This window comes from Fredinandcohnia quinoae (assembly GCF_022427965.1).
GTDB lineage: Bacteria > Bacillota > Bacilli > Bacillales > Bacillaceae_L > Ferdinandcohnia > Ferdinandcohnia quinoae.
Map to the genome: position 1 here is coordinate 64896 of NZ_JAKTTI010000006.1, position 25139 is coordinate 90034.

Annotated in this window: 26 protein-coding genes; 6 read left to right on the plus strand and 20 right to left on the minus strand. The window is 35.7% G+C overall.

What is annotated here, in order from left to right:
* Position 1: 1 nt before the first annotated feature.
* The 7 genes from pstA to MJG50_RS06370 all read right to left on the minus strand — a co-directional run bounded on the left by pstA (position 2) and on the right by MJG50_RS06370 (position 9021).
* Positions 2-889, minus strand: a complete 888-nt coding sequence (gene pstA, locus MJG50_RS06340; protein WP_240253770.1) for a phosphate ABC transporter permease PstA — start codon at positions 887-889, stop codon at positions 2-4.
* Complete coding sequence (gene pstC / locus MJG50_RS06345; RefSeq protein ID WP_240253771.1) at positions 886-1812, minus strand: phosphate ABC transporter permease subunit PstC; 927 nt, start codon at positions 1810-1812, stop codon at positions 886-888. The genes pstA and pstC overlap by 4 nt, the downstream gene beginning before the upstream one ends.
* Positions 1813-1888: 76 nt before the next feature.
* Complete coding sequence (locus tag MJG50_RS06350) at positions 1889-2818, minus strand: phosphate ABC transporter substrate-binding protein (protein ID WP_240253772.1); 930 nt, start codon at positions 2816-2818, stop codon at positions 1889-1891.
* 150 nt (positions 2819-2968) lie between these two features.
* A complete protein-coding gene (locus MJG50_RS06355) occupies positions 2969-5089 on the minus strand; it encodes a peptidoglycan D,D-transpeptidase FtsI family protein (RefSeq protein ID WP_240253773.1) in 2121 nt (706 codons plus the stop codon).
* Between the two features lie 119 nt (positions 5090-5208).
* A complete protein-coding gene (locus MJG50_RS06360; RefSeq protein ID WP_240253774.1) occupies positions 5209-6495 on the minus strand; it encodes an MFS transporter in 1287 nt (428 codons plus the stop codon).
* Positions 6496-6625: 130 nt separating this feature from the next.
* Positions 6626-7234 (minus strand): superoxide dismutase, encoded by a 609-nt coding sequence (gene sodA / locus MJG50_RS06365; protein WP_240253775.1) that lies wholly within the window; start codon positions 7232-7234, stop codon positions 6626-6628.
* A 155-nt stretch (positions 7235-7389) separates the two neighbouring features.
* On the minus strand, positions 7390-9021 hold the full coding sequence (locus MJG50_RS06370) for a Na/Pi cotransporter family protein (protein ID WP_240253778.1): 1632 nt from the start codon (positions 9019-9021) through the stop codon (positions 7390-7392).
* 133 nt (positions 9022-9154) lie between these two features.
* On the opposite strand from MJG50_RS06370, the gene MJG50_RS06375 reads away from it, so the two are divergent.
* The 3 genes from MJG50_RS06375 to ispG all read left to right on the plus strand — a co-directional run bounded on the left by MJG50_RS06375 (position 9155) and on the right by ispG (position 11620).
* Positions 9155-9928: a DUF1189 domain-containing protein gene (locus MJG50_RS06375; RefSeq protein WP_240253780.1), complete on the plus strand. Its 774-nt coding sequence runs from the start codon at positions 9155-9157 to the stop codon at positions 9926-9928.
* Positions 9929-10055: 127 nt separating this feature from the next.
* A complete protein-coding gene (locus tag MJG50_RS06380; RefSeq protein WP_240253784.1) occupies positions 10056-10379 on the plus strand; it encodes a hypothetical protein in 324 nt (107 codons plus the stop codon).
* A 140-nt stretch (positions 10380-10519) separates the two neighbouring features.
* Complete coding sequence (gene ispG / locus MJG50_RS06385) at positions 10520-11620, plus strand: flavodoxin-dependent (E)-4-hydroxy-3-methylbut-2-enyl-diphosphate synthase (RefSeq protein ID WP_431307262.1); 1101 nt, start codon at positions 10520-10522, stop codon at positions 11618-11620.
* Positions 11621-11809: 189 nt separating this feature from the next.
* Here ispG and MJG50_RS06390 read toward each other — a convergent pair whose 3' ends face one another.
* The 5 genes from MJG50_RS06390 to MJG50_RS06410 all read right to left on the minus strand — a co-directional run bounded on the left by MJG50_RS06390 (position 11810) and on the right by MJG50_RS06410 (position 15352).
* Positions 11810-12196 carry a DUF4190 domain-containing protein gene (locus MJG50_RS06390; RefSeq protein ID WP_240253785.1) on the minus strand — a complete coding sequence of 129 codons (387 nt, stop codon included), beginning with the start codon at positions 12194-12196 and terminating at the stop codon, positions 11810-11812.
* A gap of 80 nt (positions 12197-12276) precedes the next feature.
* Entirely contained in the window at positions 12277-12690 is a 414-nt protein-coding gene (gene zur / locus MJG50_RS06395) for a zinc uptake transcriptional repressor Zur (protein ID WP_240253786.1), read from the minus strand.
* Complete coding sequence (locus MJG50_RS06400; RefSeq protein ID WP_240253787.1) at positions 12687-13529, minus strand: metal ABC transporter permease; 843 nt, start codon at positions 13527-13529, stop codon at positions 12687-12689. The genes zur and MJG50_RS06400 overlap by 4 nt, the downstream gene beginning before the upstream one ends.
* 4 nt (positions 13530-13533) lie before the next feature.
* Positions 13534-14307, minus strand: coding sequence for a metal ABC transporter ATP-binding protein (locus tag MJG50_RS06405; RefSeq protein ID WP_240253790.1), 774 nt, complete (start codon positions 14305-14307; stop codon positions 13534-13536).
* A 172-nt stretch (positions 14308-14479) separates the two neighbouring features.
* Positions 14480-15352 (minus strand): YitT family protein, encoded by an 873-nt coding sequence (locus tag MJG50_RS06410; RefSeq protein WP_240253791.1) that lies wholly within the window; start codon positions 15350-15352, stop codon positions 14480-14482.
* A 102-nt stretch (positions 15353-15454) separates the two neighbouring features.
* On the opposite strand from MJG50_RS06410, the gene MJG50_RS06415 reads away from it, so the two are divergent.
* Positions 15455-15712: a DUF2624 domain-containing protein gene (locus MJG50_RS06415; RefSeq protein WP_240253792.1), complete on the plus strand. Its 258-nt coding sequence runs from the start codon at positions 15455-15457 to the stop codon at positions 15710-15712.
* A 23-nt stretch (positions 15713-15735) separates the two neighbouring features.
* On the opposite strand, the gene MJG50_RS06420 is transcribed toward MJG50_RS06415, so the two are convergent.
* Together MJG50_RS06420 and MJG50_RS06425 are read right to left on the minus strand one after the other, a co-directional pair.
* Complete coding sequence (locus MJG50_RS06420) at positions 15736-16632, minus strand: deoxyribonuclease IV (protein ID WP_240253793.1); 897 nt, start codon at positions 16630-16632, stop codon at positions 15736-15738.
* A gap of 62 nt (positions 16633-16694) precedes the next feature.
* On the minus strand, positions 16695-18008 hold the full coding sequence (locus MJG50_RS06425) for a DEAD/DEAH box helicase (protein WP_240253794.1): 1314 nt from the start codon (positions 18006-18008) through the stop codon (positions 16695-16697).
* Between the two features lie 227 nt (positions 18009-18235).
* Here MJG50_RS06425 and vrrA point away from each other — a divergent pair, with 227 nt between their 5' ends.
* Together vrrA and MJG50_RS06435 are read left to right on the plus strand one after the other, a co-directional pair.
* Positions 18236-18817 carry a VrrA/YqfQ family protein gene (vrrA, locus tag MJG50_RS06430; RefSeq protein ID WP_240253796.1) on the plus strand — a complete coding sequence of 194 codons (582 nt, stop codon included), beginning with the start codon at positions 18236-18238 and terminating at the stop codon, positions 18815-18817.
* A gap of 100 nt (positions 18818-18917) precedes the next feature.
* A complete protein-coding gene (locus MJG50_RS06435; RefSeq protein WP_240253797.1) occupies positions 18918-19856 on the plus strand; it encodes a 4-hydroxy-3-methylbut-2-enyl diphosphate reductase in 939 nt (312 codons plus the stop codon).
* A 31-nt stretch (positions 19857-19887) separates the two neighbouring features.
* On the opposite strand, the gene MJG50_RS06440 is transcribed toward MJG50_RS06435, so the two are convergent.
* The 6 genes from MJG50_RS06440 to rpoD all read right to left on the minus strand — a co-directional run bounded on the left by MJG50_RS06440 (position 19888) and on the right by rpoD (position 25114).
* Positions 19888-20703, minus strand: coding sequence for a Nif3-like dinuclear metal center hexameric protein (locus MJG50_RS06440; RefSeq protein WP_240253803.1), 816 nt, complete (start codon positions 20701-20703; stop codon positions 19888-19890).
* On the minus strand, positions 20703-21398 hold the full coding sequence (locus MJG50_RS06445) for a tRNA (adenine(22)-N(1))-methyltransferase (protein ID WP_240253804.1): 696 nt from the start codon (positions 21396-21398) through the stop codon (positions 20703-20705). Before MJG50_RS06445 ends, MJG50_RS06440 begins: the two co-directional genes overlap by 1 nt.
* Before the next feature lie 129 nt (positions 21399-21527).
* Complete coding sequence (gene cccA / locus MJG50_RS06450; RefSeq protein ID WP_240253805.1) at positions 21528-21881, minus strand: cytochrome c550; 354 nt, start codon at positions 21879-21881, stop codon at positions 21528-21530.
* Between the two features lie 237 nt (positions 21882-22118).
* Positions 22119-23258 (minus strand): acyl-CoA dehydrogenase family protein, encoded by a 1140-nt coding sequence (locus MJG50_RS06455; RefSeq protein WP_240253806.1) that lies wholly within the window; start codon positions 23256-23258, stop codon positions 22119-22121.
* Positions 23259-23338: 80 nt separating this feature from the next.
* Positions 23339-23869: a hypothetical protein gene (locus MJG50_RS06460; RefSeq protein ID WP_240253807.1), complete on the minus strand. Its 531-nt coding sequence runs from the start codon at positions 23867-23869 to the stop codon at positions 23339-23341.
* A gap of 117 nt (positions 23870-23986) precedes the next feature.
* Positions 23987-25114 carry an RNA polymerase sigma factor RpoD gene (gene rpoD / locus MJG50_RS06465; protein ID WP_240253809.1) on the minus strand — a complete coding sequence of 376 codons (1128 nt, stop codon included), beginning with the start codon at positions 25112-25114 and terminating at the stop codon, positions 23987-23989.
* Positions 25115-25139: the final 25 nt, after the last annotated feature.

The window sequence follows — 25139 nt, forward strand, 5'->3', positions numbered from 1 at the left end:
CCTATTTACTTGCCGTCAACTTTTTATGAATCGCAGTACCTATTAGTCGTGCTGTAAGATTGAAAAGAAGTACTGAAAGAACTAACACTGCTGATGCACCGTTTGCAATATCCTCTACATCTGGTATTAAGCCTTGCGTGTTTACTGACCATATGTGTACTGCCAGTGTTTCTGCAGGTCGAAAGATGTTAAGAGGTGAATCTTCCGAGAATGGATTCCAGTTTGCATAGTCTAATCTAGGTGTGGACAAACCTGCAGTAAATAATAATGCGGCTGCTTCACCGAAAACTCTTCCCGACGCTAAAATCGCACCTGTTAAAATAGAAGGAAAAGCAGTTGGAATCAAAACTGTCTTAATTGTATGCCAGTGTGTAATACCTAGTGCCAAACTAGCTTCTTTTTGATCCCTCGGTACAGATGAAATAGCATCTTCGCTAACCCTCACTAATACCGGCAAATTAAAAACTGTCAGTGCGAGTGAACCACCGATAATCGTGAAGCCCCAACCAGTCATATTAACGAACATTAATAAACCGAACATACCTATTACGATTGAAGGTAACGAGGCTAATACCTCGATACAGGAACGGATTAAATTCGTCAGTCTTCCTGGCTTCGCATATTCAGCCATGTAAATACCGCCACCGACTCCTAATGGAACAGTAATTAGCATCGTAATCACTAATATATAAAAAGAATTGAATAACTGGTCTCTAATCCCACCACCTGCTCGAATTGCACTAGAAGGAGAGGTTAAAAAATCGAATGTTAATTTTTGAAATCCATTTATTACGATATATGAGAATAGTCCGACTAAAAGAGAGACAATAATAAGTGCAATAGTGATAAATATCCCTGTAGCTATCCGATCAGCTATCTTACTATTCATGAAATTTTCCTCCTAGTTGAAAGAAACCTTATTAACATTATGAACGCGAATGACATGATTAAGAGTACTAGACCCATCGACCATAATGTATTATTTTCAATACTACCAAAGGTTGTATGCCCCATATTAAGGGTGATAATCGTTGTTAGTGTAGCAGAAGGATCTAAAATACTTCCTGGTAAATCCCTTACGTTACCAATTACCATTTGTACAGCCAATGCCTCACCAAATGCTCGAGCCATCCCTAAGACAATAGCAGTTAAAAGGGTAGGTAATGCAGCAGGAATTAACACTTTCCATATCGTCTGCCATCTTGTTGCTCCAATTGCGTATGAGCCTTCTCTTAGGTTATTCGGTAGTGAACTCATTGCATCGGTAGCAATGGTTGTGATTGTTGGGAGTATCATAATTGAAAGTACAATTGTTCCAGACAATAAGCCGAAACCTATTCCACCCACGTGATCCCTAATAAAAGGAACTAATACTGTAAGTCCTATGAATCCATAAACAACTGATGGTATTCCAACAAGAAGTTCGATTACTGGCTGTAATATCCTTTTCCCCCAAGATGGTGCAATTTCAGTCATAAAAATAGCTCCACCAATCCCAAGAGGTGCTGCGATAAGTGCTGATAGCAATGTAACAGCAAAAGACCCAAAAATAAACGGAAGCGCTCCAAATTTTGGATTATCTTTATCTATCGGGTTCCATTCCGCGCTGGTTAAAAACTCAATTGGACTTACACCATTCACTAAAAATGCTTGTAATCCTTTTGTCCCTAGAAAAATCGTAATTGAAATGGTTGCAGAAATCATTATGATTGCACAAAGCGTCACTAAGACCCTTCCGCGTAATTCACCATTCGATTGATTTTTCTTGGATTTTATCAATCTATCTCTTGCAGAAACTTTTATTTGTTCCATTTCTCTATACACCCCTAAGAAATTCTTAAGAGGGTAAATGTTCATACTTATGAACACATACCCTATAATTTAGAACCTACTTATCTGTTTGTTTTCCTTCAGCATCACGTTCAACCTTCATCTTAGTTGCTGCAATATATCCTTGCTCAGGAAGTAGATTTGTTTGAACCTCATCACTCATTAAATACTCAAGGAATACTTTTGCTAGACCAGTAGGGTCACCTTTTGTATAAGAGTGTTGATACGCCCATATTGGGAATTCGCCATTTTGAACATTCTCATCAGTAGCTTCTACACCATCAATTGACAAAGCTGTAACTGAATCATCAGTAAAATATGAGAATGCTAGATAGCCAATTGCACCAGGAGTTTCAGAGATTATTTTTTTAACAGTGTTAGATGAATCTTCCGTAATACCTTCTGCAGGTGTTTTTCCATCTAATGCAAAGGTAACAAAAGTTGCACGTGTTCCAGAAGAATCTGGGCGATTAACGAGTGTGATCTTTTGATCAACGCCGCCAAGTTCTTTCCAATTTGTAATTTCACCTGTGAATACTTTAATTAAATCTTCTTTTGTAATATTATCTATACCCGCTTCTGGATGGACTGCAGCAGTCATACCAACAACAGCAACTTTATGGTCTACTAATTCCTCAGCAGGAATACCTTCTTTTTCCTCTGCAAACACATCAGAATTTCCAATTTCAACAGACCCTTCAGAAACTTGGCTTAATCCAGTACCAGATCCTCCAGCATTTACTTGAATATCAGCATCTGGATTTTCATCCATGAACATTTCTGCAGCTGCTAATACTAATGGTTGCATAGCACTTGAACCCGATATTACAATTGATCCTGAAATCTCTTCTCCTTTTGCAGTTTCTGAGCCTGTCTTTTGTTTTTCAGCATCTTTGTTTTCCGTCTTGTCAGCATTTGAACACGCTGCAGTTACGACAGCTAACATAGCAACTACAAAAAACAAAAATAGATTTTTGAAATTCTTCATTCGTATTTCCCCCTAAAGAGTTTTTAATGTCCTACAAACTTAGATTAAACTCTTTCTATTAATCTCGTTTTAAGTGAATGTAAAAACAATGTAAATTTTCATATAAAAAAAGCAACTTAACATGAATCGTTAAGTTGCTCTTTTTCCCAATTATTCAATTTCGGAATCATTTGTTCCTTGTTCTGTATCATTAATATTTTCTGTAGTTGTTGTTTGTTCTTGATCTGTCACAGTTCTATCTTTTGCCTTTAGTTCAAAATACTTATCTAAAATAGCTTCGCCAATTTTTTGATTCATCACATGTGACTTACTCTTGTATGCATAAGGAATCACAACAGCAAAAGCAACTTCAGGATTATCGAAAGGAGCATACCCTACTAGTGTGCTATTAACTGTTTCATAAAGCTTTCCAGTTTCATTTTCATAATAAAAGGATTCAGCTGAACCTGTTTTACCGGCAGGATCATATGATTTATCTTTAAATAGTCCTCGGGCAGAGCCTTGAGAACCATGCATTACCCGATAAAAACCTTCCTGAACACGCTCAATATATTCAGAATCAACGTCTATCCGATTCAGTACAGTTGGCTCAAATGCGCGTTGGATTGGTCCTAATTGACCTTCCTCAAGAGTTGGTTGATGAATTTCTTTGACAATCTTAGGCTGCATTCGATATCCATCATTCGCAATTGTTGAAACATATTGCGCCAGCTGTAGAGGTGTATACGTATCATATTGACCAATCGCTAAGTCCATTAAGTTACCAGGTTTCACACCAGTACCAATAAAGCCAGCTGCTTCTCCCGGAAGATCTATTCCCGTTTTTACACCTAATCCAAACTGACTATAATAATTTCTAACCGTTTTAAATGCTTCTGGATCAATTGGTAGTGGCTTATGTGGAATATAATTTCCTTTTGCAAGTTTTATGACTGTTTTCCACATGTATACGTTTGATGAACGCTCAATTGCCTTGAGATCATCAATACGTCCCATATTAGTAATTGATGCTTTTCGTAAATCATTAATATACATCGGCTCATCCATCATTCTTTCTCCTGGATGAATAGCACCAGTTTGAAACCCTGTTAGAACCGTTGCACCTTTAATGGATGAACCCATTTCATAAGCAGAATTCATCGCACCTAGTGCATAATCCTTAAATACATATTTACCAGTTTCTGAATCCTTCTCATAAGTCTTCCCAGCCATACTTAGGATTTCACCGGTTTTCGGATTCATCATCACAACAAATGCCCGATCAAGAAAAGGTGAATCTGTAATCGGTTTGAAGGCTTTTATTTGCTCCTCAATGATTTGTTCTACTGCGATTTGAAGATCCATATCAATCGTTAAAACTAAGTCACTTCCCCTTTGACCTGCTGATTTAACAATTGTATCCATCACAGAATTTCCTTTAATCACATTTTCAACCTTTGCCTTCTTACCGTGCAATACAGATTCATATTCTTCCTCCAAATAGCTTTTCCCGACACGATCATTTCGGTTATACCCTCTTGCCAAATAATAATCGAGCTTTTCACTTGGAAGACCTTCATCTGTCGTAGTTGTTTTACCTAAAATTGAATTCAAAGTAGTGCCGAATTTGTTATAACGTTCCCAATCAGTTGTTGTGTTAATCCCAGGTAAATTTTCAAGATTTTCACTAACGACCGCGTATTCTTTGTCTGTTACATTTACATTTTTTATAATCTGAGGCACTAATGCATAACCCTTATTCATTTCTCGGAAAATTGCTGCAACTTCAAGCTCATCCTCCGTGATCTCACTTAGTTCTTCCTCCGTAATTCTTTCAAGTTGCAATTTGTAAATATCTGAGTTGTTGTATTTTTCCTCATCCTTTAATTCCTTATCTACCTTTTCCTTTGCTTCCTCCGGATTATTCAATAGCCAAAAATCCTTTAAATCACGTTCTCGTATTTTATCGGTATCCATTTGAATGAATTGTGCAAGTTTTTTAGCGACTTCTAATACATCTTCTTGTTTCGTACCTTGTGCACGGGTATATGTAATCGCATTTTGGGCCTTATTATCAACAATAACGCGACCGTTTGCATCATATATTTTTCCACGTGGGACAGGTAAGTTTACAACCTTATTCTCTGTTTTGTCTACTTCTTTTTGAAATTTCTCACCATGAACGATTTGAACAACGCCCAATCTAAGTACGAGCGCAGAGAAAAGTAAAAACACAAGAAAGAACAAGATGTTCAAACGAAATGGCACATGGGATTTTTTCTTTTTCTTCATATTTATATCAACAACTTTCTTATTCGTAGAAAAAAGCACCTGTCACATCAGGTGCCCATATATTCTTATTGTAAATTAAATATAAACCTTTTTCCATATATAAATGAAGGAAAATTACGTTAAGCTGTTGATCCTCCTTCTCCTTCTATTAATTTCCGATTTGAACCTGATTTTGAATGGACGGGTCCGGCCGCGTCCGGAATTTGTATTTTACGAATAAAGAAATAAATAAATGTATGTCCAGCACCGATAACAGCAAGCAAAATCGGAATGCTCTTTTGCTCATCAAAAAATGTAATGGCTAATAAAAATAACAGAATTGAAACAACCCTACCAGCATTTAAAAACAATTCCCTTACAACTATGTATTCTATCCTCATTTCTCCAGCTTTCCAGCCTTTTCCGATCACATCATATGTTAATGAATTGTAGGGAACCAATAAAATTGGATACGCAACCCCAATTAATACCCCATATATAAGTAACTTAGTATAAGTAATATTAAAAAGAATCGTAAAAATGGATGCATACAAAAGTAAACCACCAAACAGAATCGTCTTTTTGCGCATCCTCTTTTTAATTAATCTTGTGGCTAAAAAATAAAATAAAAACGAAACGGCCGAATTTAAGAGTCCGAATTTACCTAGTGCTAATTCGCTTCCTGTAGCCACAAAGACAAACACAGATATGACAAAGACAAATGTTCCTTCACGAATTCCTTGAACAAAATGAGCATTCGTTATATATCTCCAATTTTCATTATGTTTCCGCTCGTTAAGAATCCGTAAGAACATAAAATTTCCTTCTGCTCCTCTTCTTTTCAAAAAAAAGCTTAATATTACTGCACCTGAAAAAAGGGCTAGAGAGATCCCAAAAATAACTGTATAGCCTGTGAAACTTTTCATTGAGGAAATAATATAACCTGCTACAATTGGGCCGATCATTCCTGCAAAAGACCCAAGAAGACCTAGAAATCCATTAAAAAAGTCACGTGTCTCTGGCTCAGTTATTTCAAATGTAAGCACATTAAATGCTAACCAATAAAAACCATAGCCTATCCCTAATAATCCACCCAATATTAATAAATATTTTGAAGCCTGATCACCAAATAACAGTACAGTAATAAAGAAAATCGCTAAGAATGAAACACCAAGTCTTAATACAATTACTCGATCAATTTTTTTCGCCCATCTACCAGCTAAAATGAAGGTAATCGGTTGCATGATGACAACAGCTAAATTATAGAACCCTAAATCTTTAAATTCACCAGATTGTTTCCACAAATATACATTTACAAAAGTATTTGATAAAGCAATACTAAGTGAATACAACCCTCCTATTATGAGCAATAAAATTAGATCCTTTTGAATTGGTACATCTCCTAATACCTTTTTAATTCGAAACATTAGCTGACTCCCCTTTTTTATCTACTAAGTAGTGTGTCGAAAAAGGAATGAGATATACGAATTTTGCAAGTATCTATAAATAAAAAAGCCGATAGACTTTAGTCTATCGGGCTTTCTAAGAACTTAAAAATTATTTTGCAGCACTATAAAGCTTTGCTACTTCTTCCCAATTAACTACATTAAAGAATGCTGAAATGTAATCTGGGCGACGGTTTTGATAATTTAGGTAGTAAGCATGCTCCCAAACATCCAAACCAAGAACAGGAGTTTTACCTTCCATTAATGGAGAGTCTTGGTTAGGAGTGCTAGTAACTTCTAATTCCCCATTATTTACTGCTAGCCAAGCCCAACCTGAACCAAAACGAGTTGTAGCTGCTTTTGCAAATTCATCTTTGAATGCTTCAAAGCTACCAAATTTATTATTAATTGCATCAGCTAATTCTCCAGTTGGTTCACCACCACCATTTGGCGAAAGAATTGTCCAGAATAAGCTGTGGTTTGCATGTCCACCACCATTGTTACGTACTGCTGTACGGATGCTTTCAGGAACTGCATCAAGATTTGAAACAAGATCTTCAACTGATTTACTTGCAAGCTCTTCATTTCCTGCTAAAGCATTATTTACATTAGTGATATATGTGTTGTGATGTTTCGTGTGATGAATGTTCATTGTTTCCTTATCAATGTGTGGTTCTAGCGCATCGTATGCGTAAGGTAATTGTGGTAATTCATATGCCATTTGTTTTTTCCTCCTTTAAAATATGTAAATATGTTGGACTGTGAGGTTTCTCACATCTCCACAAAACAAGATTACCAAAATTAGCATAATTATTCAAACGAAATGCTTCATGTCAAACATCTATACAGTACCCAATTTTAAGTGTCTGTATTCTTTTAATGTCTTTGTCCTAATACTGCCTCAGCTATATTTACTGCATGGTCTCCAATTCTTTCAAGATTACTTATAATATCTACAAAGACGATACCAGCCTGTCCTGTACACTTCCCTTCATTTAATCGAAGAATATGTTTTTTGCGAAGTGTTCTTTCCATTGTATCTATTTTTTCCTCTTGTTTCACAACATCAGCTGCATACGTCTTATCATCTCGTTCTAATGATTGAATTGCCTCCTGAACAGTAAAAATTGTTAAATTAAACATCTCTTCAATGTCGGCCATTGCATCTTTTGTTAATTTAACCTTATTAGATATTTGATAATCAACAAGCTCAATGATATTTTCAAAATGGTCACCTATTCGCTCAATATCTCGTACCGTGTTGATTAATACTGAGTGTTCTGTTGATTCTTGTGCAGTTAATGAACTTGATGAGAGTAATATTAAATAATCAGTAATTTTACGATCCAAATTATTAATTGCATCCTCGATTTGAGCAGCAGTATCTGCATGCTTTTGTAACTTTTCTACAAAATAATTATTCGTCTCTTCTAAACCTTTAACAGCAAATTCTCCCATTCTAACTACTTCTTCTTTTGCTTGTCCTAAGGCGATTGTTGGAGATTGTTCAATAAATACCGGATCCAAATGCTTCGCTTTATATTCAATTACAGAATCCTCACCTGGGATTAGCTTTGTTACAATAAAGGCTAGTCCGGCAATAAAAGGAAATTGAATAATTGTGTTTGTAACATTAAAGGTTCCGTGTGCAAATGCAATTGTCATTTCTGGGTTTAAGTGCATTGCATCCTGCAAATAAGCAATAATTTTAGTATATATAGGTAAGGCAAGTAAGAAAATAATCGTACCAATTACATTAAAGATTACATGTGTCAATGCAGCTCTTCTTGCGGCAATTGAAGCCCCAATCGAAGCTAAAACAGCTGTAATCGTTGTTCCTATATTGTCACCAAACAAGACGGGTAATGCCGCTTCCAAATCTATTAAACCTTCTCCAAATAAACCCTGTAAAATTCCAATTGTTGCACTTGAGCTTTGAACGATAACCGTAAAAATAGTACCGATAATAACACCAAGTATCGGTCTATCACTCATACTTATCGTAAGTTCATGGAAAGTTGGTAATCCTTCAAGAGGACTCATCCCATTTCCCATTAATTCTAAACCAAGAAACAAGGAACCAAATCCAAATACGATTTCACCAACATTATGTAATTTTTTATTTTTGAAGAAGAAAAGTAATACTGCACCCACCGCTATAATAGGTAGTGCATAATCTGAGATTTTAATACCAATGATAAAAGCTGTAATTGTTGTTCCTATATTAGCACCCATGATGACACCAATTGCCTGGCGTAAATTCATAAATCCAGCGCTAACAAGTCCAACAACAATAACCGTTGTACCTGAGCTACTCTGAATCAAACAGGTTACTAGTATTCCTGCCAAAACACCCATAAATGGATTTGTTGTAAATTTATCTAGAATATCTCTAAGTTTATCTCCCGCGGACTTTTGGAGACCATCACCCATATATTTAATCCCAAATAAAAAGATCCCAAGGCCTCCAATAAACTCAAATATCATTTTTTGTACATCTAGCTCCACTTATTCAACCCCTAACCATTTATTTCGACTTTTGTAAGCAAACCCATTAAAATAGTACCGTAGTATTTTTTTATTGTAAAGCATAATTATTAAACTTAAAATGAGATTGAATGAGTAAAGGATGTGTCACCATATGTCTATATTTAAACAATTAATAAAAAGCTTATATTCTACAAAGGATATGGCGAAATTTCGATTTCAGGGAATTGGGAAAACAATACTATTTGTCTTCTTACTTTCTCTTATCTCGGCTATACCGTCAGGGTTATATATGTCAACAGGTCTAGTTAATGGCATTAATTCTCTTCAAACAATCTTTGAGGATGAAATTCCTTCATTTACGATTGAAAATGGCACTCTTTCTTCCGCTTTGAAAGAACCATTTATTAGGGAAAACGATCAATTTGTATTTATTATTGATAGCAGTGGCTATACAACTGTGAAAAATCTACAAGAGTATGAAAATGCACTTGCACTTATTCAAGATGAAGTTATTATTAGAACAAATAATCAATCACAAACAATTGATTATCAGATGTTTGAAGGAGTCTTGATGAATGAAGAAGATGTCGTTCAGTTAATTCATACCTTTGAATCACTAATGCCAATAATGCTGACTGTAATGATGATTATCATGTATTTAGTTATAAGTTTTATTAGCTTTTTACAGGTTGCCATATTAGCAATTTTAGGTTTAATTTTAAAGAATGTATTAGGATTACGTTTAAAATATCGTCATACATGGATACTTGCCGCATATAGTATGACGATTCCTACTATCTTTTTTACAATTATGGCTGCACTTGACATCCAGGTTCCTTATGGCGGTCCATTGAATTGGTTTGTATCAACAATAGTTCTTTATCTAGCTCTTAAGGAAATCCCAAGACCAAAACAAACTAGATAATTTCTGAGCACTAATATGCCAAAGCGCATTAGATTTAGAGACGTACTTTCTTTTGTACGTCTTTTTTCATATCCAAAGCTGGACAAGCATATTGTATAGTAAACCATTTATTTCGGAGGGAACCTATATGAAAAAGCTTGTTGCTCTATTATCACCTTTTTTTATACTATATATTATTTATTTTGATTTGAAGGTTGGAACACTACCTATCGCAGAAAGTGCAGCAAAAACGCAGGAGGATGTAATAACCCAAACAGCTAGTACTCCATCCAAATTAATTAAGATCCAACCTGGTGATACAGTACTTTCAATTATTGAAACAATCAATCCAAATTATCGGATTTCTTCTATAGATACACTTATTAATGATTTTGAAGCTTTGAACCCTAATGTGAAAGCAGATCTCCTTCAAATTGGGAAAACCTATTACTTCCCGCTTTATACCAATTAAACCACAAACACAATTCTTGTAAAAATCTATATTCAACTGTACAATATTGCAAGTAGCTAGTTTTTTATGCTAGCAATTTTATTTTGAAAGCATTACTCTTAAGATAGAGATAGACTCTTTAAACTGGAGGAGCGATATTCGTGAGTGAAATCATCCATCGTAGTAAAACACGTCCCGTAAAAGTTGGGAATTTAACAATTGGTGGCAGTAATGAATTATTCATCCAAAGTATGACTACTACCAAAACACATGATGTAGAAGCAACAGTTGCTGAAATAAAACGACTTGAAGAAGCCGGATGTCAAATTGTTCGTGTAGCATGTCCTGATGAACGCGCTGCTAATGCAATTCCTGAAATCAAAAAAAGAATTAATATTCCACTTGTTGTCGATATTCATTTTGACTATAAATTAGCCCTTAAAGCAATTGAAGGTGGAGCTGATAAAATTCGAATTAATCCGGGAAATATTGGCCGACGAGAAAAAGTCGAAGCTGTAGTCAATGCTGCAAAAGCGAAAGGGATTCCGATTCGTATTGGCGTCAACGCAGGATCTTTGGAGAAACGGATCCTTGATAAATACGGCTATCCAACTGCTGACGGAATGGTTGAAAGTGCATTACATCATATTAAAATTTTAGAAGATCTAGATTTCCATGATATTATCGTCTCAATGAAAGCTTCTGATGTTCAATTGGCAATTGAAGCCTATGAAAAAGCGTCCAAAGCGTTTGACTATCCGTTACATTTAGGTATAACAGAATCTGGCACATTATTTGCTGGAACAGTCAAGAGTGCCGCTGGTTTAGGGGCAATTTTGAGTAAAGGAATTGGAAATACTCTTCGAATTTCACTAAGTGCTGACCCTGTTGAAGAGGTTAAAGTTGCACGTGAACTTCTTAAATCATTTGGATTAGCATCAAATGCGGCTACACTTATTTCTTGTCCTACATGTGGTCGGATTGAGATTGATTTAATTTCAATCGCAAATGAGGTTGAAGAATATATTTCAAAAATAAAAGCACCAATCAAGGTTGCCGTATTAGGATGTGCGGTTAACGGTCCTGGTGAAGCACGTGAAGCTGATATAGGTATTGCAGGCGCTAGAGGTGAAGGCTTACTTTTCCGTCATGGTAAAATTGTTCGTAAAGTACCTGAAGACCAGTTAGTTGACGAATTGAAAAAAGAAATTGATAAGCTTGCTGAAGAATATCATGAAAAACAAAAGCAAGAGCAAGCCTAAAAGAACAAAAGCGCAAGCGCCTTGTCCAGGCCCGACAAGCAAATGTTCTGATGCAAAAAAGTCGCTCTTTGACTTTTCTTGCATCAGGTTATTTGACCTCGAGGGCCTAGGTGCTGGAGCTGAACGATAAAAAAACAAGCTCATACACGAATAGTGTCGAGCTTGTTTTTTTATTTCAAATTTATCCATTTAAAAGAATGGGAGGATAAAGATACCAACAATTATTGATATGGCACCTATCCCAATTGCCCACGCTCCTAGTCCCGTTGCACCACGTCTACGTGCAATAAAGCCAATAATTATCCCTGCAGCTCCCATTATTACAGGCATAACAAAAAGCGAAATGATTGATAAAGCAAGAGCAAGCCAGCCCATACCGGTACCACCGGTTGCTCTAGATTCAGTGTCAATATCAGCTCGTTCAAAATTTCGTGTAGATCCGTAATTAATTGGAGCCGCTACCTCTGCTGCTGTCTCTTCCTTATAATCCGAGTCAGTATTTGCGCCCAAATTCGGATCAACATAATGGTTTCCATCATAATCTTGAAGATCTCGCTTATTCACATCGTCTGCCATGCTTATCCCCTCGCTTTCCTTAGGTTAAGGAGCATTAATAGTATGAGTGGAATTAGAGGGAATTATAATTGTTAATCTTTTCATGCGTGACAGTCAGGACAAGCACCGTATATTTCGAATTTATGACCTGTAACATCATATCCATTCAAATTGTCGATCAGTTTATCCATTGGACAAAGGTCGATTTCTTTTGTTTTTCCACATTCCAAACAAATAAAGTGATGATGGTGGCTATCAATACCGCAAGTAAAACGAAAATGCTTTTCCCCTGTTAGTTCGGTCATCTCCAATATTCCAAGATCAACAAATAATGAAAGATTTCGATAGATGGTATCGAAACTTAGCCCTGGATAATTATCTTTTAATTCATCTAATACATCCCTTGCAGTTAAATATTTATTCGAATTGGAAAATAACTCAAGCATTTCTTCTCTCTTACCAGTGTGTTTATAGCCTCTCTCTTTCATTAAATGCAATGCTTCTGTTACATTCATATCGCTCTTCCTCTCCACCACTTTTTCAAGCCAATTGCAGCTAATAAAACCAAAATGGCAAGCATTACTATTGTCCCGCCAGGTGCCAAATTTAGATAATAAGATAGCATTAAACCTATAATAACAGAAAATTCGCCAAAAATAACAGAAAATATAATTGTTTGCTTGAAGCCTTTCGCAATTCGGATACTTGCTGCGACTGGCAAAGTCATTAATGCAGATACTAACAAGATACCGACAACTCTCATTGATGCTGCAATTACAAGGGCTACAGTTACAATAAAAATAAAATGAATCCATTTTGCATTTATACCTGAAACTGCTGCATGTTCTTCATCAAAGGATAGTAAGAATAATTCCTTGTATAGCAACACAACGACCAATAACACAAAAATAGAGATTACAACAACTGTCCATAAATCATTTCGACTTATCGCACTAACACTACCAAATAAATAGTTAAATAAATCTGTATTAAAGCCTTCAGCTAACGAAATAAAGATAACACCTAGCCCAATACCACCTGATAAGATAATTGGAATCGCTAATTCTTGGTAATGTTTATAAACGCCTCTTAATTTTTCAATAAAAAGAGAGCCAGCTACAGAAAATGTCATTCCCATATAAAGGGGATTAATTCCCCCAGTTAGACCAAGTTTCTTTTCAAGAAGTAAGCTTGCCGCTATACCCGCCAAAGTTACATGGCTTAATGCATCAGCAATCAAGGAGAGCCTTCTAACAACAATGAAAACACCCAAAATGGGAGCGATCAAACCGATCAAAATCCCACTAAAAAATGCATTTTGTAAAAATTCATATTGAAAAATATCCTTTAACATCTATTCACCTTCCATTACTATGGTCATGTGTGATTAATTGTAGGTCATGACCGTAAAACTGTGATAACCCATTGTCCTTAACATGATCAAATTCTGTTGCACTACCATGAAAATGCAATTGTTTATTCAAACACGCAACATGTGAAACTTTTTCGGTTATCGTCCCAACATCGTGAGTGACAAGTATTAATGTGATCCCTAATCGCTTATTAATATCTTCGAGCATATTATAAAAGGTTTGAACAGTTTGCGTATCTACTCCAACTGTTGGTTCATCTAATATCATTATTTCTGGTTCACTAACGAGTGCACGTGCAATAAACACTCTTTGCTGCTGCCCCCCGGAAAGCTCGCCAATATTTCTATTTAAAAAATCTCCCATTCCAACGGATGCGACAGCTTCTTCTACCTTATTTTTATAAGAGCGATTTAAAAACTTAAATAAACCAATTTTTGAAGTAAGCCCACTTGAAACAACCTCAAAAACAGTTGCTGGAAATCCAGAATTAAAGCTATTAGCTTTTTGAGAAACAAAGCCAATTTTTTGCCATTCTTTAAATTTTTGAATTGGTACTCCAAATAATTCAATTGTTCCTTTCTGAACCTTTAATAAACCAAGAATACTTTTCAGAAGTGTTGTTTTCCCAGAACCGTTTGGACCAACAAGTCCTAAAAAAGCCCCTTTAGTTACAATTAGATTTATATCTTCGAGAACATTTTGATCTTCATACCGAAATGTTAAGTTTTCTATACGTAAAGCAGGAATATTGTCTTTCAAATAATCACCTTATTTTGATAAATTTGTCCTAAATAATAAGAATGGTTCCGATTTAACTATTAAGAAGTATAAATGAATACTACATGAAAGTAAAGAAAGTAGATTAATTCTTTTTTTAGAAAATCCTGTTTAAGTAACAGAATCTTTTAGAAAAAGTTTAATCTACCTCTACTTAATGGATGGCTGATTTAAATTTAGCGCCACGTACTTCGTGTGTATCCATGATTGTAACAAATGCATTCTCATCAATCTCTTGAATAATTGCTTTTAATTTTGTTACCTCTAGTCTTGTTACAACAGCATAGATAACTTCCTTTTCGTCATCTGTGAATCCACCTCTAGCTTTAAGTTTAGTGGTTCCTCTTCCTAATCGATGTAAGATCGCTTCGGATACTTCATCTGACAGGTCGGAAACAATAAATGCTGCCTTTGTCTCATCAAGCCCCTCGATAACAGTGTCAATTGTTTTAAACGCAATAAAGTATGCAAGAACTGAATACATCGCTTCCTCAATACCGAACACAAAAGCTGCTACACCAAAAATAAAAATATTGATAAACATTACAAATTCCCCAACTGAGAATGGTAATTTCTTCGTCATAATGATTCCTAATATTTCAGTACCATCCATCGAGCCACCATTACGGATAACAAGACCTACTCCGGCACCTAGTAATAGTCCACCAAACACTGCAGCAAGAATTGGTTCAATATCAAATGGTTCAATGTGGTGTAATAATGTCTCTATTACCGCCAAACTTACAATACCTAATATTGTTGACCACATAAATGTTTTTCCTATTTGTTTATATCCAGAAAACATAAACGGAATATTAAAAACAACAACAAGTAAAGCGAAGGTAATATAACTCGGTGTTAAATAATCAACAATCATTGAAATACCAATAATTCCACCATCAATTATTTTATTTGGAAGTAAAAAGAGTTCGATTGCGGTTGCAGCAAATGCTGCCCCAATAATTATCATGATTATTCGAAAAATCACATTACGCATTTTTGCTTTTTTATGTTTTCGTGGTGTCATCATATTCCCCCTTTTTATTTCTATAAATGAAATTTGTCTTAAATTTATGCACATCGTTCCATGCATCTCAATAAAATAACGAGAGGACGGTGAACGCAAGAAATGAATATCTATCAGCAAATCATTAATCAAAAATTAAAAACGATTACACCTGAAGAACTTCTTACTTATGCAAATCAATACAATATTCAAGTAACTAAAGAACAGGCAAGGAAAGTAATTATTTTAATGAAAAACCAAAAAAGTATAAATATCTTTAGTCAAGAAGAAAGAAAGCAGCTCTTAAGGGAGATAGCAAGGGTAACAAGTCCAGATGTTGCAAGACAATTGAATAGTTTATTCATTAAATTTACGAAGTAAAAAGCTGTCTGTATGACAGCTTTTTACTTCTGCATGACGATTTTCTCTAATAAATTTGGATCAAAAGCTTTTGAGCGAAGCATTTCAATTTCATATTTATAAGGTGGTTTTTTACTATTTTTATCTTCACCAACAAATGGAGTTTCAAGGATTTTGGGAATATCTTTAAGGTTTGGATGATGGACAATATAACTAAGAGCATCAAATTTAATATGTCCGAATCCAATATTTTCATGTCGATCCTTGCTCGCACCTTTTTCATTTTTACTATCATTGATATGCAAAACCTTGATTCGGTCTATACCAACTAATTTATCAAACTCATTCAACACACCATCAAAGTCATTAACAATGTCATAGCCAGCATCATGAGTATGACAAGTATCGAAACAAACAGAAAGCTTATCGTTATGTGTTACACCATCGATTATTTTAGCTAATTCTTCAAATGACCTTCCACACTCCGATCCTTTTCCAGCCATCGTTTCAAGGGCAATTTGGACATTATGTTCAGGCGTTAATACTTCATTAAGACCTTCGATAATCTTTTTAATCCCTAGATCAGCACCTGCCCCGACATGTGCTCCTGGATGAAGCACAATTTGCCTAGCTCCAATGCTTTCTGTACGTTCAATTTCAGATCGTAAAAAATTGACACCAAGTTCGAATGTGGCAGGATTTATTGTATTACCAATATTTATAATATATGGTGCATGAACAATAATTTCATCGATACCGTGCTCTTTCATATGGGCTTGTCCAGCCTCAATATTCAAATCTTCTATTTTCTTACGTCTTGTATTTTGAGGTGCACCCGTATAAATCATAAATGTATTAGCACCATAGGAAACTGCTTCCTCACTTGCAGCTAGTAACATATGTTTACCGCTCATTGACACATGCGAACCTAATTTCAGCATCGTAACACTCCTATTCTCCCAATTACAAAAGTTCGTTTCTTTTATTTTATCATAATCATTATTTATTTTCTTTTCAGACGCCTCTGACGCTTTTTAATTTCTTCTATTTGTCTATTCTTCTTTTTCTTATAACCAGGTTTTACCTTTTTTGGTTTTCTAACTAAACTTTCGGCACGCTTATCAATTTCATCTGCTTGTTTTTGACGTTGCTTACGTTTATTTCTTTCTCCAATCTTTACTAGCTCACTGTGGACAAGATCCATATTGGTAAAGGTAATACCCATCTTTTCTAATCGAATAAGTGCATCCTCATCCGCATGGTCATAAATTGTTGCAGCAATCCCCGATAATTCTGCACGAGCAGTTCTTCCTACACGGTGGACATAAAAGTCCAAATCACTTGGAATCTCGTAATTAATAACATGACTTACCCCTGTAATATCAATACCTCTTGCTGCCAAATCTGTTGCTACAACATATTGGTACTCCAAGTCCGTTATCTGTTTCATCATTTTTTTACGGTCTCGAGGGCTCAAGTCACCATGAATTCTCCCTACCTTAATACCCTTTTCAAGTAGACCATCTGCAACTTGATCCGCCATTTTTTTCGTATTTGTAAAAATAATCGCTAAATAAGGGTTATATGCGATGAGCATATCATGAAGTAATTGCACTTTGTTTCGATGCCTTAGCGGAACTAGTACATGTTCTACTTTTGCAGCGGTTACTTGCTTCGGTGCCACATGAGAATACTTAGGATTTTCTAAATATTTTTTTAAGAATGGCTTTAATTTTTCTGGTATAGTTGCTGAAAAAACGAGTATTTGTAGCTTTTCTGTCATTTTACTAGCAATTTGATCTACATCCTGTAAAAAGCCCATATCTAGCATTAAATCCGCTTCATCAACAATAAGCGTATTTGCTGTATATACTTTTAATGCCTGCTCCTTTATCAAATCATGAATTCTTCCAGGTGTTCCGACTACAATATGTGGTTGAGTTTTTAATTTCTCAATTGCTCGATTCTTATCAGTACCCCCAACAAATAACTTAGTCGTGATTTGTTGTTCATCCGAACAGAATTTTGTTATCTTTAGTACCTCTTGATAAATTTGATTAGCCAATTCTCTCGTTGGAGCTGTTATAACAGCTTGAACCTCTTGACTAGTAAATTCTATTTTATCTAGTAAAGGCAATAAATACGCATGTGTCTTACCAGTTCCAGTTTGCGACTGTCCAATCACACTCTCGCCTCTCCCGATACTTGGGATTAGCCTTTCTTGAATTTCAGTCGGCTTTCTAAATCCAAGTTCCCCAATCGCTTCATTTATAAATGGTTGAAAAGTAAATCGTTCAAATTGTTGTTGTTTTTCCATAAAAAATCCCTCATTTATTTTTCAGAGTTAACTCCAAAAACCTTCATTTTATTTAACCTAACAAATAATTATATATGATTTTCAATAAAAACACCAATCACTTCTTATTTATAGCCCAATCTTCTAATTAATAAAACATTTAACTTCTACTTCGCATAATTTAGTGAATAAGGGCATCATACTTATATTTTGCATTATTTCTTGTAAATATTGAAAGGAGGATATGTATGTTTTTACCAAGAAGACCAATGCCACCTATGAACCATCCCTCCATGTTCTCACATCCATTTGGTGGTTATCCGCAGCAGGTCATGCAACCACGTCGTGGACTGGGAGGATTAATAAAACGGTTACTCCCTGGAGCTGGGCGTACGAACCCAATGCAAGGAATGCAAGGATTTCAGGGATTCCCTGGGCTGCAAGGGTTTAATGGATTCCAAGGATCGCAGGGCTTACAGGGGCTAGCAAATCCCTCGACATTTCAAGGGATAACTTCGTCAACATTAAGGTCCCTAGCAAATCCGGCAAATCTTAGCTCAATTATGGGAAATGTCCAAAAAACCTTAAAAATGGCAGAAACAGTCGTACCGATGGTTCAACAGTATGGACCATTAGTGAAAAATCTACCTGCAATGTGGAAAATCTATAACGAATTAAAAAGTTCTAACATTAGTGATACAGAGGAGGTATCAGATCATTCGCAATTAGAAATTTCAAATGAAACAAATGAAGCAAATTCAAACAATGATTCAGATCATTCCGAGGTAAAGACTAAATCTGGCAAGTCCGTACCTAAGCTCTATATTTGATTTCTTTTGTATTATTCATCTCCCTCATATATAATAAATACGAGATTACGAGAGTATCAACGATACAGATTCTTTCGAATATATTTGAGGAGGAATAGACATGGAAGTAATCAAAATTGCTCCACGCGGATATTGCTATGGTGTTGTCGACGCTATGGTTATTGCTAAGAATGCCGCTTTAGATAAAACTTTACCAAGGCCTATTTATATATTAGGGATGATTGTTCATAATAAACACGTTACAGATGCTTTTGAAGAAGAAGGAATCATTACCCTAGACGGAAATAATAGACATGAAATATTAGAAAAAGTTGATCGAGGTACAGTCATTTTCACCGCTCACGGAGTATCACCTGAAGTGAAACAGCTGGCACGTGATAAAGGATTAGTAACATTGGATGCAACATGCCCTGATGTAACACGTACTCATGACCTGATTAAAGAAAAGCAAGCCCAAGGCTTCCAAATTATCTATATCGGTAAAAAGGGGCATCCAGAGCCTGAAGGTGCTGTCGGTGTTGCGCCCGACATTGTTCATCTTGTAGAGACAGTTGAAGACGTTGAAAATCTAACGATTACTAGTGAAAAAATTATTGTAACTAATCAAACAACAATGAGCCAATGGGACGTACTTGATGTAATGAAAAAAGTGAAGGAAAAGTATCCTCAAACAGAAATACACAACGAAATTTGTATGGCCACCCAAGTTCGCCAAGAAGCAGTAGCTGAACAAGCAAAAGAAGTTGACCTAACAATCGTTGTTGGGGATCCGAAGAGTAATAACTCAAACCGATTGGCACAGGTTTCCGAAGAAATCGCCGGGACAAAAGCATACAGAGTCGCGGATGTAAGTGAAATACAGATTGAATGGTTACTGGACATAAAAAAAGTTGCTGTTACAGCAGGCGCATCTACTCCAACACCAATTACAAAAGAAGTCATTACATTTTTAGATCAATTTGACCCCCAAAATCAAGAAACATGGGAAAGAAAACGAAATGTTCCATTAAATAAAATTTTGCCAAAGGTCAAGCATTAAAGCATTTCCAAAACGGAAATGCTTTTTTTGTTTATTTAAATGTAAAAGGGTCAGTTTCTGGTTCTGATGGAAACACAAAGACTTCAAATTTCTTTTCTGCGAACATTTTTTCTAAAACCTTTGTAACTCCCTTTTTCATTACCTTTTCGACATTATGACCTGGATCAACGATATTAAGCCCCATCATCATTGCATCTTGGGCAACATGATAATACATATCCCCTGTTACAAAAACATCTGCGCCTTTGAACTTAGCTTGGGATATATATTTATTACCATCCCCCCCTAATACCGCTACTTTTTTCACTTTGTCAGTAAGATTTCCAACAATACGAAGATTTGCTACCTCTAGTTTCTTTTTCACATGATCTGCAAATTGTTCTAACGACATTTCTTCGGCTATGTAACCGATCCGGCCGAGACCAAGAGTATTCCCTTGAGAATCCTCATATGAAGGACTAAGGAGTTCGACATCTTTTAATTCAAGTGCATCAGCCAACAGATCATTAACACCGCCGACAGCCACATCTAGATTCGTATGTGCAGCATAAATAGCAATATCATGCTTAATGCATTTTTCAATGATTCGTCCAGCTGGTGTATCAGTTTGAATTGCTTTTAACGGTCGAAAGATTGGCGGGTGGTGAGCAATGATTAGATCTACATTTTTCGTTATTGCTTCTTCAATAACATCTTCTAAAATATCTAACGCAATCATTATATTCTTAACTGGTTTAAGTAAAGTACCGATTTGAAGTCCGATTTTATCTCCTTCAAGAGCGAGATGCTTCGGAGAAAATTGTTCAAATAATTGTATTACTTCAAATCCATTCGGAATTTTACTCATTATAATACCCCCTTTACAATTTTAATTTTTTGAAGCAGCTCATTTTTCCGTACCGTATTTTGATCATTCTTTTCAGCTTGTTCTAATTGATTAAGAATTTTTTCCCAATGTAATAACTCATGTGTCCATTTTTTTTGAAAAACAGTATTTTTTTCTTTTAATAAGAACGGGCCTAATAGTAACTCGGGCATTTTATAGGGTTTATTTGGTTTTCCTTTTTCTGCAACCAATATTTCATATATTTTTCGATCTTCTTCGATGATTTCTTCTGCAATTAATTCCCAACCATTTTGAAGAAGCCATTCACGAATAGAATATGCACCAATGTTTGGCTGCAGGATTAGTCTTTCTACTCCTTCTAGCTTTTCCTTTCCTGACTCCAATATCGATGTAATTAAGGAACCACCCATTCCAGCAATCGTAATACAGGTTACTTCACCAGTTCCAATCACCTCAAGACCATCACCTTTTCTAACATCAATTAGATCTTGAAGATTATTTTTTGCTACTTGCTGCATTGCAGACTGTAGTGGTCCTTCTGTTATTTCACCAGCAATTCCCTTTGAAATGAGACCATGTAATAATGCATAACAGGGTAGGTATGCATGGTCTGAACCAATATCAGCTAAAATAGCCTCTTTTTTTATGTATTTTGCTACTGTTTTTAAGCGTTCCGATAAATTAACTTCATTCATTTTTACACCACAACTTTTTTATTTAATATCCTCATTATACAAGAACGTAAAAATAATGTGAAACCAATGAGCAGTTCACGAATAAAAACCCCCCGTTTTGTAAACGAAGGGTTTTTATATGTATTTATTTTATTTATGTTCTGATAGCCATGTAGCTACTTTTTCCATGTCCTCGCCAGTAATAATGTTTGGCTGCATGATGCCTTTACCATTCTTAATTGTGTCTTTAATTTCATCAACTGAAAGTCTACTACCAACATCATTAAGAGCTGGTCCAGCACCTCCACTTAAGTCCACACCATGACATGCAGAGCACTTTCCTTTGAACAATTCCTCTGGGGAAGCATTAGCGGTAACTTCTTCCTTCTTTTCAGGATTCGCCATTTCATCCATGTTTCCTAATCCAACAAAACCAAGAAGAAACATAAGTCCAATTCCGAAGACGGCAATTAACGCAAATGGTATTAATGGATTTTTATTCATTTTCTGACCTCCCTTACCCTTATGTAAATACTTGTAAGCTGATATGATTATAGTCTATACAAACACTCTCTATTTTACTTTAAAAATTCAAGAAGTGAAAGTCCTAATTGTACAAGAACTCAATATAAATATAATTCTGAAAATATCACCAAAAAAATGTCACACTTTTGTCATATTTTTAGTAATTGAAAGATCCCACTCACATGTGGGATCTTAGTATTTACCATTCTCTACTTGTTAACAACCAATAGACCTTGCAATAACCATCCTTTGAACCTCAGAAGTTCCTTCACCTATTTCTAACAACTTAGCATCGCGCATGAATCTTTCAACATGATATTCCCTCATATATCCGTAGCCACCGTGAATTTGGACAGCCTGATTCGTTATTTCCATACATACTTCAGATGCATATAATTTAGCCATTGATGCCTCTTTCGAGAATGTTCTACCTCGGTCTTTTAACCAAGCAGCCTTATAAACCATATTGCGCGCCAATTCAATTTTCATTGCCATATCAGCTAATTTAAATTGTGTTGCTTGAAAAGTTGAAATTGTCCTACCAAATTGCTGACGTTCTTTCGCATAGGATAGCGCCTTGTCAAATGCTGCTTGAGCAATTCCTACAGCCATTGCACCAATTCCAATTCTCCCACCGTCTAAAGTGATTAAGAACTGCCTAAAACCCTCACCTCTTCTTCCAAGAAGATTCTCTTCAGGCACTCTCACATCTTCTAGAACCAATTCTGTTGTATTTGAAGCATGTAAACCCATCTTCTCGTAATTATCAATAATTTTAAAGCCTGTGGCATCAGTAGGGACGATAATTGCACTAATCTCTTTTGAAGAACCTTCTCTACCTGTTATTGCTGTTAAAGCTAAGTGCTTAGCATAGCTCGCATTAGTAATAAAACATTTACTCCCGTTAATCACAAACTCATTCTGATCTAAAATTGCCTCAGTTTGTGTTCCGCCAGCGTCTGAACCAGCATTTGGTTCTGTTAGACCAAATGCTCCAAGTGACTCACCTGTACAAATTGGTGTTAAATATTTTTCTTTTTGTTCCTTAGAACCAAATAAATGCAATGGTGCTCCACCTAATGAAATATGTGCTGAATATGTAATTCCTGTTGATCCACAGGCACGACTGAGCTCCTCAACAACAATGGCAAAACTAATCGTATCCGCTCCAGCTCCACCGTAATCTTCCGGAAACGGTAACCCCATCATTCCTAAGTCACTAAGTTTAGTAAAAATATTTATTGGAAATTGTTTCTCTTTATCTCGCTTCTCTGCACCCGGTGCAACTTCAGCATCTGCGAATTCCTTAATTGTTTTTTGGATTAGCTTTTGCTCAGTAGTTAAATCAAAATTCATATAATCCCTCCTGTTGAATGCGTTTACATTACCATTATATAGGGAAGGTAAGAATTTTCACAACATTTTAAAAAGACGATTTATATGAATAATGATATTATTACTAAAATTGATCCTAGTATACCCGCTACTAGAAAATATTTTTTATCTGTTTTTATCCCAATCAAACCCCAGCATATGCAATTTATTAAAACAGCAATTACTACAAAAGTGGATTTACCATGTAGAAATATTTCTACAGCTTTTACTGTTAATAAAAACATAAAAAGTGCCGCAGCAATAAAGCTGACATGTAAAAGTAATTTATTGTTTTTGCTAAGTACAGCAGCCAAAAGACAGATAATTAGAAAAATAAAATTTATAACCATTTGCAAATGGGGAGATATTTCAGTAAAATAAGTGACAAGAAATAATATTGGTAATACCATTCCAATTATCAGTATCATTAACAATGGTTTTTTTTCAGAATTCGAAGTTTTAGTTGGAATTTGATTTTCTTCCCCTTCTGTATACAGGGTAAGAAGAAAGTTACAGTACGATTCAGGAAGAAGTTTATTTTCCTTCCAGTACACAATCTCCTTTAAAATGATTTTTTTACGGTCTGGATTCATGAAAACGTTCACCTCAAGTTTTTGAAAAACAATTAGATCAAAAAAAAAAAAAAATAGTTTACTCCAATTGTAAGAAGTAAACTAAAGAATGTAAATAGAATTTTATCACTTTGTCGATTATTCTAAGAAATCTTTAAGTCGTTTGCTACGACTAGGGTGACGTAATTTGCGAAGTGCTTTCGCTTCAATTTGACGGATTCGCTCACGGGTTACACCGAAAACCTTACCGACCTCTTCTAAAGTACGAGTCCGTCCATCGTCTAATCCAAAACGGAGTCGGAGGACATTTTCTTCACGATCTGTTAAAGTATCAAGAACATCTTCTAGCTGTTCTTTTAAAAGCTCATATGCTGCATGCTCTGAAGGAGATGTTGCATCCTGGTCTTCAATAAAGTCACCTAAATGAGAGTCATCCTCTTCACCAATAGGTGTTTCAAGTGAAACTGGCTCTTGTGCAATTTTTAATATTTCACGAACCTTTTCAGGCGTTAAGTCCATATCCTCAGCAATTTCTTCAGGTGACGGCTCACGACCTAAATCCTGTAGTAACTGACGTTGGACTCTTATTAACTTATTAATAGTTTCGACCATATGCACCGGAATTCGTATCGTTCTAGCTTGGTCTGCAATCGCTCGGGTTATTGCTTGGCGAATCCACCACGTTGCATACGTACTAAATTTAAATCCTTTGCGGTAATCAAACTTTTCAACAGCCTTAATAAGACCCATATTACCTTCTTGAATTAAATCTAGAAAAAGCATACCACGGCCTACATAACGTTTTGCGATACTTACAACAAGTCTTAAGTTTGCCTCTGCAAGGCGACGTTTTGCTTCTTCGTCTCCTTCTTCAATACGCTCGGCAAGTTGAATTTCATCATCAGCAGATAAAAGATCTACTCTACCAATTTCTTTTAAATACATCCTTACAGGGTCATTTATTTTTACTCCAGGTGGAACACTCAAATCATTTAAATCAAATTCTTCTTCCTTGGCTAATTGCTGTACGTTGGGATCGTCTTCATCTTCATCCCCCTCAGCAACTAATTCGACACCTTGCTCTCCAAGGAACTCATAATATTCATCTAGCTGATCTGACTCTACTTCAAAACTAGACATGCGTTCTGCAATTTCTTCGTATGTTAAAACTCCACGTTTTTTACCTAGTTCTACTAATTGTTCTTTTACTTGATCAATTGTTAAATCTGTATCAACTTCTTTTGAACGCGCCGACTTTTCAGCCATTTGTTCCCCTCCTTCCAAACTAGTA

Excerpts from the sequence above, each read along its gene's own strand:
- pstA (WP_240253770.1), bottom strand. The coding sequence starts at position 889 with ATGAATAGTAAGATAGCTGATCGGATAGCTACAGGGATATTTATCACT.
- pstC (WP_240253771.1), bottom strand. The coding sequence starts at position 1,812 with ATGGAACAAATAAAAGTTTCTGCAAGAGATAGATTGATAAAATCCAAG.
- MJG50_RS06350 (WP_240253772.1), bottom strand. The coding sequence starts at position 2,818 with ATGAAGAATTTCAAAAATCTATTTTTGTTTTTTGTAGTTGCTATGTTA.
- MJG50_RS06355 (WP_240253773.1), bottom strand. The coding sequence starts at position 5,089 with ATGAAGAAAAAGAAAAAATCCCATGTGCCATTTCGTTTGAACATCTTG.
- MJG50_RS06360 (WP_240253774.1), bottom strand. The coding sequence starts at position 6,495 with ATGTTTCGAATTAAAAAGGTATTAGGAGATGTACCAATTCAAAAGGAT.
- sodA (WP_240253775.1), bottom strand. The coding sequence starts at position 7,234 with ATGGCATATGAATTACCACAATTACCTTACGCATACGATGCGCTAGAA.
- MJG50_RS06375 (WP_240253780.1), top strand. The coding sequence starts at position 9,155 with ATGTCTATATTTAAACAATTAATAAAAAGCTTATATTCTACAAAGGAT.
- MJG50_RS06380 (WP_240253784.1), top strand. The coding sequence starts at position 10,056 with ATGAAAAAGCTTGTTGCTCTATTATCACCTTTTTTTATACTATATATT.
- MJG50_RS06390 (WP_240253785.1), bottom strand. The coding sequence starts at position 12,196 with ATGGCAGACGATGTGAATAAGCGAGATCTTCAAGATTATGATGGAAAC.
- zur (WP_240253786.1), bottom strand. The coding sequence starts at position 12,690 with ATGAATGTAACAGAAGCATTGCATTTAATGAAAGAGAGAGGCTATAAA.
- MJG50_RS06400 (WP_240253787.1), bottom strand. The coding sequence starts at position 13,529 with ATGTTAAAGGATATTTTTCAATATGAATTTTTACAAAATGCATTTTTT.
- MJG50_RS06410 (WP_240253791.1), bottom strand. The coding sequence starts at position 15,352 with ATGACACCACGAAAACATAAAAAAGCAAAAATGCGTAATGTGATTTTT.
- MJG50_RS06415 (WP_240253792.1), top strand. The coding sequence starts at position 15,455 with ATGAATATCTATCAGCAAATCATTAATCAAAAATTAAAAACGATTACA.
- MJG50_RS06420 (WP_240253793.1), bottom strand. The coding sequence starts at position 16,632 with ATGCTGAAATTAGGTTCGCATGTGTCAATGAGCGGTAAACATATGTTA.
- MJG50_RS06425 (WP_240253794.1), bottom strand. The coding sequence starts at position 18,008 with ATGGAAAAACAACAACAATTTGAACGATTTACTTTTCAACCATTTATA.
- vrrA (WP_240253796.1), top strand. The coding sequence starts at position 18,236 with ATGTTTTTACCAAGAAGACCAATGCCACCTATGAACCATCCCTCCATG.
- MJG50_RS06435 (WP_240253797.1), top strand. The coding sequence starts at position 18,918 with ATGGAAGTAATCAAAATTGCTCCACGCGGATATTGCTATGGTGTTGTC.
- MJG50_RS06440 (WP_240253803.1), bottom strand. The coding sequence starts at position 20,703 with ATGAGTAAAATTCCGAATGGATTTGAAGTAATACAATTATTTGAACAA.
- MJG50_RS06445 (WP_240253804.1), bottom strand. The coding sequence starts at position 21,398 with ATGAATGAAGTTAATTTATCGGAACGCTTAAAAACAGTAGCAAAATAC.
- cccA (WP_240253805.1), bottom strand. The coding sequence starts at position 21,881 with ATGAATAAAAATCCATTAATACCATTTGCGTTAATTGCCGTCTTCGGA.
- MJG50_RS06455 (WP_240253806.1), bottom strand. The coding sequence starts at position 23,258 with ATGAATTTTGATTTAACTACTGAGCAAAAGCTAATCCAAAAAACAATT.
- MJG50_RS06460 (WP_240253807.1), bottom strand. The coding sequence starts at position 23,869 with ATGAATCCAGACCGTAAAAAAATCATTTTAAAGGAGATTGTGTACTGG.
- rpoD (WP_240253809.1), bottom strand. The coding sequence starts at position 25,114 with ATGGCTGAAAAGTCGGCGCGTTCAAAAGAAGTTGATACAGATTTAACA.